This is a genomic window from Nocardia sp. NPDC049526, from assembly GCF_044465765.1.
Taxonomy (GTDB): domain Bacteria; phylum Actinomycetota; class Actinomycetes; order Mycobacteriales; family Mycobacteriaceae; genus Nocardia.
This window is the reverse complement of record NZ_JBITMA010000001.1, coordinates 72,987-91,151: the sequence shown is the minus strand read 5'-3', so window position 1 is coordinate 91,151 and position 18,165 is coordinate 72,987. Positions and strand designations below refer to the sequence as shown.

2 protein-coding genes are annotated in these 18,165 nt (G+C 66.4%); both read left to right on the top strand.

Annotation, left to right across the window (positions count from 1 at the left end):
* Positions 1 to 379: 379 nt before the first annotated feature.
* Positions 380 to 17,476: an amino acid adenylation domain-containing protein gene (locus tag ACIBW7_RS00305; RefSeq protein WP_397042649.1), complete on the top strand. Its 17,097-nt coding sequence runs from the start codon at positions 380 to 382 to the stop codon at positions 17,474 to 17,476.
* Entirely contained in the window at positions 17,473 to 18,147 is a 675-nt protein-coding gene (locus tag ACIBW7_RS00300; RefSeq protein ID WP_397042647.1) for a DUF6875 domain-containing protein, read from the top strand. Before ACIBW7_RS00305 ends, ACIBW7_RS00300 begins: the two co-directional genes overlap by 4 nt.
* Positions 18,148 to 18,165: the final 18 nt, after the last annotated feature.

Genomic DNA, 18,165 nt, shown 5'->3' with positions numbered 1-18,165 from the left:
GCTATCGTGTGTTAACAACAAAATCTAATTTATATGGATTTGCCGTCTTTGTATTACATTTCGGTCGGTTTATACATCGCGTGTATTATCGACGTTTAGAGTATTTGGTCATGGATCCGGGGGCGAAGGTCCCTGTGTTGCAAGACGTTGCATTCCGCCTGTCGATGTGTCGTGCCTCTCGTGGGAGAGCCGGGAGATCCGCAGGTCGCTACCTCGAATCGGGTGAAAATTTCACGGTGCAGATTCCGGAATGTGGGTATACATACGCGAATGATTCGGCTTAGACTGGCCGTGGTCGGGGTTAGAGGAAAGTTCAATGACCGTTCTGCGACCACAGCTTTACCCCGACCGGGGGTCGAGCGTAGTTACCGAGCCGGACGTGTCAGCAATAGTGCAGGTACCGCTGTCCGCTGGGCAGCGTGGGTTGTGGCTGGCGCAGAAATTGAGTCCGGATGTGCCGATATGCGAGGCACAATATATCGAGTTGCGTGGCGATCTCGATGTCGATCTACTGCGCGAAGTCTCGATCCGAGCTGGCCAGGAGTTCCAGTCGGGCTATCTGCGGCTGGTAGAGGTGGACGGCGAGCCGTACCAGTTGTTCGACCCGTTGCTCCATACGACGGGGCCGTTGATCGATGTGCGCGGCGAGCCGGATCCTGTTGCGGCGGGCTTGGAGTGGATGTATCGGGAATACACCACACCGCTCGACATGACGCGGGACCGGTTGCTCGGATCGGCGATTGTGCAGGTCGGCGACCATCATTACCTGCTGTACCTCAAAATCCACCACGTCGCGATGGACGGCTACGCCGGAGTGCTGATCGTGAACCGCATCGCTGCGCTGTACACGGCGGCGGTGCAGGGACGGGAACCGGAGCCGAACCAGGCGGCGGACCTACGCACGCTCTTCGAGGCCGACCGCAGCTATCGGGAGTCGAAGCGCTTCGCCGACGACCAGGAATACTGGCTGAACAGACTCGCCGATGTCCCGGACGAGTCCAGTCTGGTCGCCGGGCATGCACCTGCCCGCGCGGACAGTGCGGTCGCAACCGCCGAACTTTCGCCGGTGACGGTACAGCGGATCGGTGATTCCGCGAAAGCGTTGAACGCGAGCCCGGCCGCGGTGGTGATCGCCGCATTCGGCTGCTATCTGGCCCGGATGACCGGCCGCGACGAGGTCATGGTCAACATTCCCGTCTCGGGTCGCACCAACGCCGTACTGCGGCGGTCCGGCGGGATGTTCGTCAATGTCGCACCCCTTCCGCTCGCGCTGGGTCCGGGCGATACCGCGGCGACATCGACGCGGCGGGTGCAGTCCGATCTGGTCGGGGCATTGCGGCACCAGCGGTGCGGCCTCACCGATATCCGTACCGCCGCCGGATACCACGGCGGACAGCGGCGTTTCGCGGGCCCGGTAGTGAATGTCATGTTCTTCCACCAGGAGATCCGGTTCGGATCGATGAGCGGGGAGTTCCATATCCTCAGCTCGGGGCCGGTCGACGATTTGCTGATCGACCTGTATCAAACCGGGGACACGCCGCGGACGATCCTGCACTTCTTCGCCAATCCCAACCTCTATACCGACGCCGAACTGTCGGCACACTGCACCAGATTCGGGGAGTTCCTCGATGAATTCGCGGCCGATCCGGACGCCGCGCTCGAGCAGATTCACCCCGCCAGCATCGGTGATGGCGTCCGGATCAAGCGTCGCCATGAGAATCTGGCCTTCTGGCGAGCCGCACTCGCGGACCTTCCCGAGGAGCTTCACCTACCGTTCGACCGGCCACGGCCGGCGGTGCCGTCGAATCGAGCCGCCACCGCACGGTACCCATTACGTGCCGATCTGGTTCCGGCGTTGGATCGGTACTCGCGGCAGCACAACTGGTCACTGTTCACCGCGATCCATGGCACGTTGGCGGTTCTGCTCGCCCGGCTGAGCGGCACCACCGACATTCCGATCGGCACACCGATCACCGGGCGCGCTGTGGCCGCGCTCGACGATGTCGCTGACGGGTTCGTCGATACTCCGGTGCTACGGACCGAGATCGATCTAGATGAACCGTTCAGCGACCTGCTCGGCCGCGTCGCACAAGCCGATCTGGACGCCTTCGAACATGCCGATCCTCCGTTCGAGCAGGTGCTGGATGAACTCGTTCCGCAGCGGTCCCGGCATCCGATGTTCCAGGTGATGTTGGCGGTGCGGAGTGTGGAGCCGGATCCCGAACTGTCGGCGGACGATCTGCCAGCTGAAGCATCCCGGTTCGACCTGCAGTTTCTGCTGTCGGCCGACCAGGGCAGCGGCGCCGCGACGATCGCGGTCACCTATGCCACCGACCTGTTCGACGCCGCGACCATCGATTCTGTTGTCCATCGGTGGATTCGGATTCTGGAATCGCTCGCCACCGATCCGACCGTGCCTGTCGGGGCGATCGACGTTCTCGAACCCGCTGAGCGAGCTGATCTGCTGACCCGCTCCGGTGTCCCGTCGGCGTCGCCCACCACGTTGCCCGATTTGCTGGCGGCGGCCGCCGCGCTCGATCCCGACGCCACCGCGATCGTGTACGACGGACAACAGTTGAGTTACCGACAGTTGGACGAACGTTCCAACCGGTTGGCGCGGCAGCTCATCCAGCGCGGTATCGGACCGGAAGACATTGTCGCGATCGGAATCCCACGTTCGATGGACTCCGTGCTCGCGGTATGGGCGGTCACCAAAACGGGGGCTGCTTTCCTGCCGATCGACCCGACTCATCCGGCTGAACGCATCACCCACATGATGGCCGATTCGAAAGCTGCAATCGGTCTGACCGTGACATCCGTCCGGGCACAGTTACCGGACAGCACGGACTGGTTGGTATCGAACAATCTCGACACTTCCGACGACCAGCCGACCACAGACGGTCGGCCCGTCAACGACAGCGACCGGGTTCGTCCATTGCGGATCGACGGCATCGCCTACGTCATCTACACCTCTGGATCAACCGGACGCCCCAAAGGCGTCGCGGTCACCCACCGCGGACTCGCCAACTGCGCCGCAGCACACCGGGCTGCGATGGGCATCGAACCCGGCTCCCGCACGCTGCATCTGGCATCACCGAGCTTCGACGTGTCGGTACTGGAGATGCTGCTGCCCTTACCTGCCGGCGCGGCCATGGTCATCGCACCCGACGACGTCTACGGCGGTAATGAACTCGCCGCACTGCTCGACCGCGAACACATCAGCCACGTCCTGGTCACACCTTCGGTACTGTCCACCATCGACCACGCCCGTTGGCCACTACCGGATCTGAAGTATCTGATGGTCGGCGGCGAGGACTACGGCACCGAACTGGTCGAACGCTGGGGCGTCGACCGCGTCGTGCTCAATGAATACGGTCCCACCGAAGCCACTATCGCGGCGACGCTGATCTCGCCGTTGGCGGCCGGAGAGTTGGTCACGATCGGCGGTCCGATCCGCGGGGTCTCGGTATGGATTCTCGACCAGCGTCTGCAGCCGGTTCCGGTCGGTGTGGCCGGTGAGTTGTATGTCGCTGGTGATCTGCTCGCGCGCGGATATCACCAGCGCCCCGGCGCGACGGCTGGACGTTTCGTGGCCTGTCCCTGGGTATCCGGTCGGCGGATGTACCGCACGGGGGATGTTGTGCGTTGGACTGGTAGCGGAAGGATTCAGCATCTCGGTCGTTCGGACTTCCAGGTGAAGATCCGTGGCTTGCGTATCGAGCTGGGTGAAATCGATTCTGCGCTCGCCGCCCACGAAACCGTTGCCTATGCCGCGACGATCGGTCACCGTAACGACGCTGGGACTCAATCGCTCGTCTCGTATGTTGTGGCCGCATCGGGCCGCACTGTCGATACCACGGTGTTGACCGAATATCTCACCGACCGGTTGCCGTCCTACATGGTGCCGTCTTCGATCATGGTCTTGGACCGTATTCCGTTGACGCCGGTGGGCAAGTTGGATCGAAGGGCGTTGCCGAAGCCGGTTTTCGCAGACCGTAAACCCTTCCGAGCACCACACACACCAACCGAACACATCATCGCCCAGGCAATCATCGACGTGTTGGGCATCGACACAATCGGTCTCGACGATTCGTTCTTCGCCCTCGGCGGCGACAGCTTGATCGCGACCCGCGTCGCGGCGCGACTCGGGGCCACATTGGATGCCGAGATTCCGGTGCGACTGTTGTTCGAGGCGTCCACGGTCGCGGAACTCGCCGCTCGCATCGAGCAGCATGCCGGTACCGGGCGCAGACGCCCACCGCTCGTCGCCGGGCCGCGGCCCGATCTCGTGCCGCTGGCGCCTGCCCAACAGCGGATGTGGTTCTTCAACCAGTACGACACCGCATCGGGCGCATACAACATGCCGATCGCCATTCGGCTGCGTGGCGACTTGAACGTCGACGCCCTGCACGCGGCGGTTGTCGATGTGCTGAGCAGGCACGAGTCGTTGCGAACGCGTTATCCGGATCACCACGGAACGCTGATCCAGCTGATCGAGCCCGTCGAGAACATGGATCGCGAGCTGATCGTGGTGCCGGTCGTGCCGAGCCAGTTGGTCGCGACGGTAACCGAATTCGTCGCCGACGGCTTCGATGTGACCGTCCAGGCGCCGGTGCGTGCCCGGTTGTTCCGCATTGTCGGCGGCGCGGAACCGGAATACGTATTGGCGGTCGTGGTGCACCACATCGCCGCGGACGGCTTCTCCATGACGCCGCTGGCCCGCGACCTGACAACCGCTTATGCCGCGCGGATTCGCGGCAGAGCCCCGGCCTGGACACCGCTGCCGGTCCAGTACGCGGACTACGCGCTGTGGCAACAAGCGACCCTCGGCACACCCGACGATCCGGAATCGCTGTGCGCCGAACAGATCCGATACTGGACCAAGGCGCTGAACGGCGTTGCCGAGGAGCTTCGTCTGCCGTTCGACCGGCCGCGACCGGTGGTGCTGTCGAATCGTGGCGCCACTATCGACTACTCGGTGTCTGCCGGTTCGGTGCGGGCATTGGAACAGTTTGCGCGGCAGCATAATTCGTCGTTGTTCATGGCGATCCACGGCACGCTGGCGGTTCTGCTCGCCCGGTTGAGCGGCACCACCGACATTCCGATCGGCACACCGATCGCCGGGCGCGGAATGGCCGCACTCGACGACATGATCGGCATGTTCGTCAATACCCTGGTGCTGCGGACCGAGATCGATCTCGACGAATCCTTCACCGACCTGCTCGGCCGGATCAAACAAGCCGATCTGGACGCCTTCGAACACGCCGACGTTCCGTTCGAGCAGGTGGCGGACAAACTCGTCGTACAGCGGTCCCAAGCGCGACATCCGCTGTTCCAGGTGCTGCTGGCGTTCCAGAATCTGGAACCGGTAACACTGCGACTTCCCGATCTCGAGCTGTCGGTGGTCGAACTGCCCAACGAGGTTTCCCGGTTCGATCTGCAATTCATCCTGTCGGAAAACCATGACAGCGGAGATATGAGCGTCGCGGTCACCTATGCCACCGACCTGTTCGACGCCGCGACCATCGATTCTGTTGTCCATCGGTGGATTCGGATTCTGGAATCGATCGCCGCCGACCCAACGGTGCCTGTCGGGGTGATCGACGTTCTCGAACCCGCTGAGCGAGTCGATCTGCTGACGCGGTCCGGTGCGCCGTCGGCGTCGCCCACCACGTTGCCCGATTTGCTGGCGGCGGCCGCCGCGCTCGATCCCGATGCCACCGCGATCGTGTGTGACGGACATCGGCTGAGCTATCGAGAGTTGGATGAACGTTCCAACCGGTTGGCGCGGCAGCTCATCCAGCGCGGTATCGGACCGGAAGATGTTGTCGCGATCGGCATTCCACGTTCGGTGGATTCCGTGCTCGCGGTATGGGCGGTCACCAAAACGGGGGCTGCTTTCCTGCCGATCGACCCGACTCATCCGGCTGAACGCATCACCCACATGATGGCCGATTCGAAAGCGGCCCTCGGCATTACGGCCGCATCCGTACCCGCGCGATTGCCGGACGACACCGATTGGTTGACGTTCGACAACCTCGACGAGGCCGACAGCGATTCGATCACCGACGGCGAGCGGGTTCGTCCGTTGCGGATCGACGATATCGCCTACGTCATCTACACCTCCGGATCAACCGGACTGCCCAAAGGCGTCGCGGTCACCCACCGCGGACTCGGCAACTGCGCCACCGCACACAACGGTGCCATAGTCATCCAACCCGGCTCCCGCACACTGCATCTGGCGTCACCGAGCTTCGATGTGTCGGTACTGGAGATGCTGTTGCCGTTGTCGGTGGGGGCGGCCATGGTCATCGCGCCCGCGGATGTCTACGGCGGGGACGACCTCGCCGCGTTGCTCGACCGCGAGCACGTCAGCCACGTCCTGGTCACACCTTCGGCGCTGGCCACCATCGACCACACCCGTTGGCCACTACCGGATTTGGGATGCTTGATCGTCGGCGGCGAAGACTACGGCAGTCAGTTGGTCGAACGCTGGGGCGTCGACCGGAAGCTGTTCAACGAGTACGGCCCAACCGAAGCCACCGTCACCGCGACTCAGAGCCCGTTGGCGGCCGGAGAGTTGGTCACGATCGGCGGTCCGATCCGCGGGGTCTCGGTATGGGTTCTCGATCAGCGATTGCAGCCGGTTCCGGTCGGTGTGGCCGGTGAGTTGTATGTCGCTGGTGATCTACTCGCGCGCGGGTACCACCACCGAGCAGCCACCACTGCCGACCGCTTTATCGCTTGCCCGTGGGTTTCCGGTCGGCGGATGTACCGCACGGGGGATGTTGTGCGTTGGACTGGTAGCGGAAGGATTCAGCATCTCGGTCGTTCGGACTTCCAGGTGAAGATCCGTGGCCTGCGTATCGAGCTGGGTGAAATCGATACCGCGCTCGCCGCCCACGAAACCGTTGCCTATGCCGCGACGATCGGTCACCGTAACGACGCTGGGACTCAATCGCTCGTCTCGTATGTTGTGGCCGCATCGGGTCGCGCCATCGATACCACGGTGTTGACCGAATATCTCACCGACCGGTTGCCGTCCTACATGCTGCCGTCTTCGATCATGGTCTTGGACCGTATTCCGTTGACGCCGGTGGGCAAGTTGGATCGAAGGGCGTTGCCGAAGCCGGTTTTCGCAGACCGTAAACCCTTCCGAGCACCACACACACCAACCGAACACATCATCGCCGGAGCCTTCGCCGAGATACTCGGCGAAGACGCGGTCGGTCTCGATGATTCGTTCTTCGCCCTGGGTGGCGACAGCATTATGGCGATCCAGTTGGTGGCCAGAGCCAGGGCAGCCGGTGCGACGTTCTCCGCCCGCGACGTGTTCGAGCGGAAGACGATCGCCGGACTGGCCCAGGTCGCCGCCCGCGACAGCATCGCTGCCTCCCAGCTGACGGAACTGCCCGGCGGCGGCGTCGGACCGGTACCGCTGACGCCGATGATGCGAAGGCTGCTCGAACGGTCCGGTCCGGAGTTCGCCCGCTATTCGCAGGCGATGATGCTGAATCTGCCGATCGGAATCGACCTGGAGCGGTTGGCGAATACGGTGCAGGCGGTCCTCGACCGGCACGACATGCTGCGCGCACGGCTGTGCTCGGACGACGAAGGCCGCCGGGCGTGGGATGTGCTGCCGGTCGGCACGGTTCGCGCCGCCGATGCCATCCACCGGGTGCCGATGCAAGCAATGCCGGCAAGTGCCGAGTTCCGGACGTTGGCGGCGGCGGAGTCGACTTCCGCTGCGGACCGGCTCGATCCGTACGCCGGGATCGTGCTGCAGGTGGTCTGGTTCGATCCGGCGGATACGGCCGAACCGGGCAGGGCGCTTGTGCTGGTGCATCATTCGGTGATCGATTGGGGTTCCTGGCGGGTGCTGGTGTCGGACCTCGCGGTCGCGTGGGCGCGGATCGAGTCCGGCGAGCCATCCGAGCTGGCCCCGGTCGGAACCTCGATGCGCAGGTGGGCGTATGGGCTGATCGAGGCGGCCCGACGGCCGGAGCGGGCAGCCGAGCTCGAACGGTGGCGAGCGATGGCCGACGAGCCCGACCCGATGATCGGGTCGCGGGCCCTCGACCCCGCGATCGACGTGGCCGCAACTGCTCGGACGGTTGAGGTCGAGCTGTCCCCCGAGGTGACCCAGGCGCTGTTGACCGAGGTGCCCGCGATATTCCACGGCGAGGTGGTCGACGGGCTAGTGGCTGCTCTGGCGGTTGCGCTGACGAAGTGGCGGCGCGAACGGCAGCCCGCGGCCGCGGGGCTGACGGAGGTGGTGATCGGTCTCGAAGGACACGGTCGGGAGGAAGGCGTCGTCCCGGGCGCGGACCTGACCCGGACGGTCGGCTGTTTCACCACGAGTTTTCCGGTGCGTTTGGATCTGTCGGGCATCGATATCGAAGACGCATGCGCGGGCGGGCCGGCCATGGGCGCAGCGGTCAAGTCCGTCAAGGAACAGCTGCTCGCCGTCCCGGACCACGGGATCGGCTACGGCTTGCTGGAGTATCTCGACGAGGACACCGGCGCGCTGCCGATGCCGCAGATCGCATTCGACTACCTCGGCTCGGACTCCACCGGGGTTCCCGAAGGGAAACCGGCGGACGGATGGCGGCCGGTGGACGGCAGCGAGTTCGCCGGTGCGCGGCATCCGGACATGCCGGTTTCGGCGGTACTGGACATAAATGTCCGCACCCGTGACGACGGACGAGGGCCGCAGTTGCGGGCCGGCTGGTCCTATCCCGCCGAGGTACTCACCGCCGACGAGGTGCATGCGGCGGCGGAGTCGTGGCGCCGGGCATCGACCGCGTTGGCGACCCACGCCCGCCGGGCCGGCAGCGGGGGACGGACACCATCCGATCTGGATCTGGTCAGGCTCGGGCAGGCCGAAATCGAGCGACTCGAGCACAGATACCCGACGCTGAGCGACATCTGGCCGTTGACGCCGTTGCAGGAGGGGCTGCTGTTCCACGCGTTGGTGTCCGAGGAGTCGGTGGACGCCTACCTGACCCAACTGGTCGTCGAGTTGCGCGGCCAGGTCGATCCGGAGCGGCTGCGCCGCGCCGGACAAGTGCTGCTGGACCGACACGCGAATCTGCGTACCGCCTTCGACACCGATGTCGGTCCGGTGCAGGTGGTCCAGCAAGATGTCGAGGCCGCCTGGTCGGAGCTCGACCTGTCCGGCCTCGACGACAGTGCCCGCGATCGCGAGTGGGAGCTGCTCATGGCCGCGGACCGGGCAACCAGGTTCGATCCGGCTCGAGCCCCGCTGCTGCGCTGGATGCTGGTCACCACCGGGCCGCAGCGCTATCGGCTGGTACTGACCAATCATCATCTGCTGCTCGACGGCTGGTCGACGCCGCTGCTCCTGAAGGACTTGCTGGTGCTCTACGCCACCGACGGCGATCCAACGGTGCTACCCGAAGTCCGCCCGTACCGGGACTTCCTTGCCTGGATCGCCGGGCAGGACTCGGCTCCGGCGCTCGACGCGTGGGCTCGCGCGTTCGACGGCGCCGAGGAGCCGACCCTGATAGCGCAGGCCGACCCCGGCCGCCGCTACACCGAATCACGCGATGTGCTCGGCGAGCTGACCGAGGAGCAGACAACGGCGCTGACGAATCTGGCCAGGGCCCGTGGCGTCACCCTCAACACCGTGATCCAGCTGGCATGGGCAATCGTGTTGGGCACGTTGACTTCTCGGGACGATGTGACGTTCGGCGCCGTGGTCTCCGGACGGTCCGCGCGGATCGCGGGTATCGAATCGATGATCGGACTGTTCATCAACACAGTGCCGGTGCGGGTCCGTCTCGACGCCGACGAGAGCCTGGGACAACTGCTCGACCGAATCCAGACCGAACAGGCGGACCTGCTCGACCACCAGTTCGTCGGCCTCACCGAAATCGAGCGGGTGGCCGGGCCGGGGGCGGTGTTCGACACGATGACGGTATTCGAATCGTTCCCGATCGACCGTTTCGGGCTGACGGCGGACACCGATATCGCGGGCATGCGAGTAGTCGACGTCGCGGGGACCGACGGCGCGCACTATCCGCTGGGAGTGGTCGCGCGGATCGACACCAGACTCCACCTGAAGATCAAGTACCTGCCCGAACTCTTCGACCACGACACGATGACCGCGACCCTGCAGCGCATCCTGCGCGTGCTCGGTGTCGTCGTAACCGACCCGGATCTGCCGCTGGACCGCCTGAATCTGCTTTCACCCGCGGAATACCGGGAGCTGACGCCGGTATCGGGCTCCCCGGCGGTGCCGGGGCGAGTGCTGCCGGAGCTGTTGGCGGCGACGGTGCAGCGGGATCCGGGCGCGGTCGCGATGGTGTACGAGGATCGGCTGTGGACCTACGGCGAACTCGATGCGCAGTCGAATCGGTTGGCCCGGTTGTTGATCGATCGGGGTGTGGGGCCAGAGACCAATGTGGCGGTGGGGCTGCCACGATCGGTCGAGTCGGTGCTTGCGGTATGGGCGGTGGCGAAGTCGGGGGCGGCATTCGTGCCGATAGACCCGCAGTATCCGACCGGCCGGATCGAGCACATGCTCACCGATTGCGGTGCGGCAGTGGGAATCACCTTGTCACAGTGGCGAGATCGCTTGCCAGGAACGGTGTCTTGGTTGGTCCTCGACGAGGCGGTGGTCGAAGCCGAGGTGTCGGCGGCGTCGGCGGCGCCGGTGACCGATGCGGAGCGAACAGGGCCGATCCGGCTCGATCATGCGGCGTACCTGATCTACACCTCCGGTTCGACGGGTGTGCCCAAAGGCGTGGTGGTATCGCACCAAGGTTTGGCAGACCTGGTGGCCGAGCTGTGTTCGCGGTTCGATATCGAGCCCGGCGCGCGGGTGCTGCATGTCGCGTCGCCGAGTTTCGACGCGGCCGTCCTGGAACTGCTCTGGGCGTTCACATCGGGTGGGCGGCTGGTGATCGCGCCGCCGACCGTCTACGGCGGGAACGAGCTGGCGCGGATCCTGTCCAGCGAGCGGGTGACCCATGCCGCACTGACACCGACGGCCTTGGCGACCGTCGACCCGGCCGGCCTGGAGAACCTCGCGACGGTCGTGGTCGGTGGCGAAGCGCCCTCACCCGACCTCGTGGCACGGTGGGCGCCGGGCCGGAGATTGTTCAACACCTACGGTCCGGCAGAGGCCACGATCCAGACCGACGCCAGCGCGCCGCTGGTGGCAGGTGAGCCTGCGACGGTCGGCGGACCGATCCGCGGGGTCGGGCACGTCGTGCTCGACGCCTGGTTGCGGCCGGTGCCCGTCGGAATTGTCGGCGAGCTGTATCTCACGGGCCCGGCTCTGGCTCGTGGTTACCGCAACCGGATGGGGTTGACGGCCTCGCGCTTCGTCGCCGCTCCGTTCGTGGAGCAGGGCCGGCGTATGTATCGGACCGGTGACCTGGTGCGGTGGCTGCGGCTACCGGAGGGGAATCTGACACTCGACTATGTGGGCCGGGCCGACTTCCAGGTCAAGCTCCGTGGTTTCCGCATCGAACTCGGCGAGGTCGAATCGGGCCTGCTGGCCTGTGCCGGTGTCGCGCGAGCGGCCGCGACCGTCCGCCGGGGCGCGGCCTCGGGTGACCGGTTGGTCGGGTACGTGGTGCCCGAGCCCGGCGCCGAGCTCGACTCGGCCGCGGTCCTCGCGTGCGCCGAACAGCGGCTGGCCCCGCAGATGGTGCCCGCGACCGTGATGGTGCTCGACACGTTGCCGGTGACGGCGAGCGGCAAGCTCGACCGCGCCGCGCTACCCGAGCCGGACTTCACCACCGGCCGGGCCGAATTCCGGGCGCCGGTCACCGAGGTGGAAAGGACGCTGGCCGGACTGTTCGCCGAGGTATTGGGCATCGACAGGGTCGGAGTCGATGATTCGTTCTTCGGCCTGGGCGGCGACAGCATCATGTCGATCCAGTTGGTGACCCGAGCCAGAGCAGCCGGTGTGGTGTTCTCCACTCGGGAGGTATTCGAGCGGAAGACGGTCGCGGAACTGGCCCATGTCGCAGTCCAGGACAGCACCGCGGCGGCCGCTCTTCCGGCGGAGCTTCCCGGCGGCGGCGTCGGGCCGGTACCGCTGACGCCGATCATGTGCTGGATGTTCGAACGCGGCGGATTCGACCATTTCTGCCAGTGGGTGATGCTCACGCTGCCGAGCGGTATCGATGTCGAGGGGATCGAGGCCACCGTGCAAGCGGTGATCGATCAGCACGACATGCTGCGGGCCCGACTGCAGCCGGAGCAAAGGCACCCGTCCGGGTGGGCATTGCAGGTGCCGCCGACCGCGACAATCGCCGCCGGGCTGATCCGGTGTGTGCCGGTGGCAGCGGCGCCGGACAGCGCCGCCTTCGCCGCGATCGCCGACGCCGAGGCGCACGCGGCCGCCGAACGCCTCGACCCCGCCGCGGGCGTCATGCTGCAGTTGGTCTGGTTCGACTGGGCGCAGCGGCCGGGACGGCTGCTCGTTGTCGCACACCACTTGGTCGTCGACGGGGTGTCGTGGCGGATCCTGATTCCCGACCTCGCCACAGCCTGGGCCCAGATCGGTGCCGGGCTACGGCCGCAGCTCGCACCCGTCGGCACGTCGATGCGACGCTGGGCGCACGGCCTGAACGCCGCCGCCGAGAGCCTCGATCAACTCGACTGGTGGCGATCCACGCTCGGCGCCGCCGATCCGCCGATCGGCTCGCGCCCGGTCGACCCCGAGCTCGACGTGCAGGCCACCGTCGCGACCGTCGAGGTGACGCTGCCGACCTCGGTGACCCGCGCTGTGCTCACCACCCTGCCCCAGGTGTTCCGCGGCAGTGTGGACGACGCCCTCATCGGCGGGCTCGCACTGGCACTGACTCGATGGCGACAGCGCCACGGCGACCACGTCACCGAAACGCTGCTCACACTCGAAAGCCACGGCCGCCACGACACCGTGCTCCCCGGCGCCGACCTGACCCGCACGGTCGGATGGTTCACCACCGCCTACCCGGTGCGGCTCGACCTGTCCGGTATCGACATCGACGACGCATTCGCCGCGGGTGCTGCCGCGGCGGCGGTCATCAAATCGGTCAAGGAACAACTGCGCGAGGTCCCCGACCGCGGGATCGGCTACGGGCTGCTGCGCTACCTCAGCGCCGATACCGCCCCCATCCTGCGTGCGCTGCCGGCCCCGCAGGTGAGCTTCAACTATCTCGGTCGTCTGGACACCGTTCCCGAGGCGTTGCGCGACAGCGGATGGCTGCCCGCCGATGGCGCCACCGGCGGCGGCAACCAGAATCCCGAGGCGGCCGCGGCTGCCGTGCTCGGCGTCAACGCGGTCACCACGGATACCTCGGATGGCCCCGCCTTGACCGCCGCCTGGGACTACCCGTCCGGCGTGCTCACCTGCGCCGAAGTCACCGACATCGCCGAACTGTGGTGCGACGCCGTGACGGCTCTGGCTACCTACGCGGCCCGTCCCGGTGTCGGCGGGCTGACACCCTCCGATGTCGGCCTAGTCGATCTCGACCAGGCCGCGATCGACCGGTTGGAGACCCGACACCCGGCTTTGGACGACATCTGGCCGCTCACGCCGCTGCAGGCGGGGCTGCTGTTCCATGCCCAGCTCGCCGACGGCGCAGTCGACGCCTACATCGTGCAACTCTCTGTCGAACTCGGCGGGCGCGTCGACGCGGACCGGCTGCGCCGCGCCGCGCGGACTCTGCTCGGACGGCACCCGAACCTGCGGACCGCGTTCGTGCGCGACCGCGCCCGCGAGCCGGTCCAGGTCGTGTACCGGCAGGTCGACGTACCGTTCGCCGAGCTCGACCTGGCCGAGCACGACGACACCGCGGCCGCACTCGAGCAAGTCATGGACGGCGACCGACATTTCGACGTGACCGTGGCGCCACTGTTACGACTGACACTGATCAGGATCGCCCCGCAGCAGTACCGGCTGCTGTTGAGCATGCATCACATCCTGATCGACGGCTGGTCCACACCACTGCTGATCCGGGAACTGCTGATCCTCTACGCCGGCGATGGCGACCCCTCGGCACTGCCCCCCGTGCGTCCCTACCGCGATTACCTGATGTGGCTGAGCGGCCAGGACCGGGTCGGTGCGGAAACCGCCTGGGCACAGGCACTGGAAGGGGTCGCCGAGCCGACGCTGCTGGCTCCCGAGGACCGCGGCCGCCGAACCACCGCCGCGGCGCGCGAAGTGCAGGTGCAGCTGAGCCAGGACCACACCGCGGCCTTGGTCGAGGTGGCCCACCAACACGAGACCACGCTCAACACCGTCGTCCAAGCGGCCTGGGCGCTCGTGCTCGCCAACGCGACCGCCCGCGAAGACGTGGTGTTCGGCACCACCGTCTCCGGGCGTCCGCCACAGCTTCCCGGCATCGAATCGATGATCGGACTGTTCGTCAACACGGTGCCCGTGCGGGTCCGGCTCGACCACCGCGAAAGCCTCGCCCAGCTGCTGCGGCGAATCCAAACCGAACAAGCCGCGCTGCTCGATCATCACCACCTCGGACTCGCCCGGATCCAACAGGTGGCCGGTGCCCCCGCGATGTTCGACACCGTGACCGTCTTCGAGTCCTACCCGGTCGACCGGGCCGGGCTGTCCGAAGACCTCGACATCGCCGGCATGCACGTCCGCGGCATCGACGGACGAGACGCCGCACACTATCCGCTCGGCCTGGTCGTGCACCACGACACCCGGCTGCACCTGACCTTCGAATACCTGCCTGAACTGTTCACGCGACAGCAGATCGACGCCCTCGCCGACCGGGTGCTGCGCGTCCTGGACACCGTCGCCGCGCATATCGAGCTCCCGATCACCGAACTGCAGCTGTTGTCGCCCGTCGAGCAGGCCGCGCTGGTGCCCGTCCACGGTCGGCCCGGCACGATGCCGTCGGTACTGCCGCAGGTGTTGTCGGCTGCGGTCGCGATGACGCCCGGTACGGAAGCGCTGGTCTGCGACGGCGTGCGGCTGTCGTATCGCGAACTCGACGAAACCTCCAACCGCTGGGCGCGCGTATTGATCGATATGGGAATCGGTCCGGAAGCGCTGGTTGCCGTGGCGCTTCCGCGCTGTATCGACGCTGTCATCGCCGTGTGGGCGGTCGCCAAGTCCGGCGGCGCGTTCGTTCAGATCGATCCCACCCATCCGCGCGACCGGGTCACGCGGATTCTCACCGATTCCGGTGCCGCAGTCGGGCTGACCCTGGACACCTACCGAGAGCAGTTGCCGGACACACTCGAATGGCTCGCCCTCGACGATCCCGCCTTCGTCGCGATGACGGCGGAGACGGACCCCGCGACGATCGATGACGCCGAGCGCGCAACCCCGCTACGGCCGGAGCATCCCGCCTACCTGATCTACACCTCGGGCTCCACCGGGACACCCAAAGGAGTTGTGGTCACCCATACCGGGATAGCGAATCTCGCCGCCGAAATACGGGAGCGGTTCGGCCTCACCCCGGCCTCTCGGATGCTCGCCGCCGCCGCACCGACCTTCGACGTCTCGATCCTCGAATGGTTCAGCGCGACCGCCGCCGGCGCCACCCTGGTCGTGGCCCCCGCATCGGTAGTCGCCGGCGCCGCATTGGCCGAGTTGATCAATGCCGAACGGGTGACCCATGCCGCCGTCACTCCCACCGTGCTCGCATCACTGCACGCCGACGAAGTCGACACCCTCGACACACTGATCCTGGGCGGCGAGACCTGCCCACCCGATCTGGCAGCACAGTGGACGCCGGGCCGCACCGTGCTCAACGCCTATGGGGCCACCGAAACCACAATCGTCAGCTGCGGCCATGCCCCGCTGACCACGACCACCGGCGGCCCGATGACAATCGGCGGCCCGGTGCTCGGATTCACCGCCGTCGTACTCGACCGCAGATTGCGCCCCGTCCCGGCCGGAGTGGTCGGCGAACTGTACGTGTCCGGACCGGGCCTCGCCCGCGGGTACCACCGCCAACCTGCAACCACAGCAGCCCGATTCGTCCCCGACCCGTACGGACCGGCCGGGACACGCATGTACCGGACCGGCGACCTGGTCAGCTGGACTACCGATCGAACACTGCGATTCTCCGGTCGCAGCGACGCACAGCTCAAGATCAACGGCCACCGCATCGAACCCGGTGACATCGAGGCCGCGCTGCGCGACCACCCCGGCATCGACCAGGCCGCCGTCACGGTGCACACCGGCCCCAACGGCAGCACTCAACTCGTCGGCTACGTGGTGCCCGCTCCCCGCAGTACGACCGACACCGCCACACTGACCGCCCACCTCGCAACGCGACTATCCACGCATATGATCCCCACGGCCATCCTGACGGTGGACCGGATACCCCTCACCTCCACCGGCAAAGTCGATTACCAGGCCCTACCCACACCCGACTGGCGGCCCGCCCGGTTCCGGCCGCCGTCCACCGCACTCGAGGGCACCGTCTGCGACGCCTTCACCCGGACCCTCGGCATCGAGCGGGTCGGCCTCGACGACGGCTTCTTCAGCCTCGGCGGCAACTCGCTCGCCGCGGCCGAGCTGGTGGCACGCCTTGCGGAGTCGACCGGTGTCGACGTGCCGGTTCAGTGGATTTTCACCGATCCGACGCCCGAGTCACTGGCCCGCCGCATCGACATGCGTCGGCACGGGCTCGACGAACAGGACCCCGGCGATGCGTTGTCCGTCCTTCTCCCGCTGCGCGCCGCCGGAACCGAGCCGCCGCTGTTCTGCGTCCACCCGGCCATCGGATTGGCTTGGGGTTTCAGCGGACTCGTGCAGCACCTCGATCCCGACCGCCCCGTGTACGGGGTGCAATCCCCGGCATTCAGCGAGGCCGCGGCGGAGTTCGAGACGCTCGACCAACTCGCCGCCCGCTATGTCCGAGAGATCCGGAGTGTCCAGCCGCACGGCCCGTACCACCTGCTCGGCTACTCGCTCGGCGGCACCATCGCGCACGCGATCGCGGTCCAACTCCGCGGCGACGGTGAGTCCGTCGTCACCCTGGCCATGATGGACACCCGCGTCGTCACCGCCGATACCGTCCGCGTGCCCACGCCTTCCATCGCGCAGCTGCTCGCCGAGTTCGCCGGTATCGACATGCCACCGGACGCGGCCGATCTCACCGCCGCGGACGCGGCCGAACTGCTCCACCGACAAGGCAGACTCTTCACTGCCGTGACCCCCGAGCACCTCGTGATCCTGCACGACGACTACACCCGGCTCGTCGATCTCACGTGGAACCACCGGCCGACTCCCTTCGACGGCGACTTGATCTACTTCAGCGCCGCCGCCCACACAGACGACGGCCCCTCGCCGGCCCTGGCATGGAACAACCTGATCAACGGCCAGATCACCGACCATCACATTCCGGTCCGGCACGAGCGGATGATCGAACCCGAGTCGCTGCGCGCGATCGGACTCGTCCTCACCGAGCACTTCCGCTCAGCCGGGACCACCCCGATGGAACCCGCCACCTCCGCAAGGACAAGCCGATCATGAAGCCGTACCGAATCGTCGGGACACGCTCCGGCATCGAGCCGGTCAACCTATTCGCCGCCGATCCGGCGCCGCGTATCGCCCCGCACCCCTGTGCTGCCGAATTACGCAGGTGGACTTGCGACTACCTGTGTCGGCCACACCCCGACCTCGGCCGATCCGGTCCGGTTTGTCCTTACACCGGCCACGCCGTCGCAAACCAGTCGCTCTGGGCCGTATTCTTCGAGGGCCCTTCCGTGGACGCCGAGTGCCTGACCGCGATCATCGACGATCTGTACGACATGTTCCCCGCCCTGCCACCCCAGGACGAACCCGAGTGCAAGTTCAAGGCCGTCCTCGCGGTCTTCCCGGACCTCACCGATTACGCCGACATCGACGCGGTGCAACATGACCAGAAGTCGCGGTTCGTCGCGCAGGGGCTGATGCTCGGTCAGTTCTATCCGGGCTGCACCGTCCCGGGGCTGCGCAACCCGGCCTTTCCCGCACTCGACGCGCCCCTGCCCATGCTCGCCATACGCCATATGGCCGCCACCGACTTCCCATTCCTCAGCTCCCGCCATGAATGGGTGGACTCCTATCTCAAAATATTCGCCCCCGCGATTCCCAAGTTCATCACCAGCGCCATGTCCGACAGACTCGTGCAGACAACCGAAGCCTCGGACGGAAATCACTGAGATCGGGTCCGGGACAAG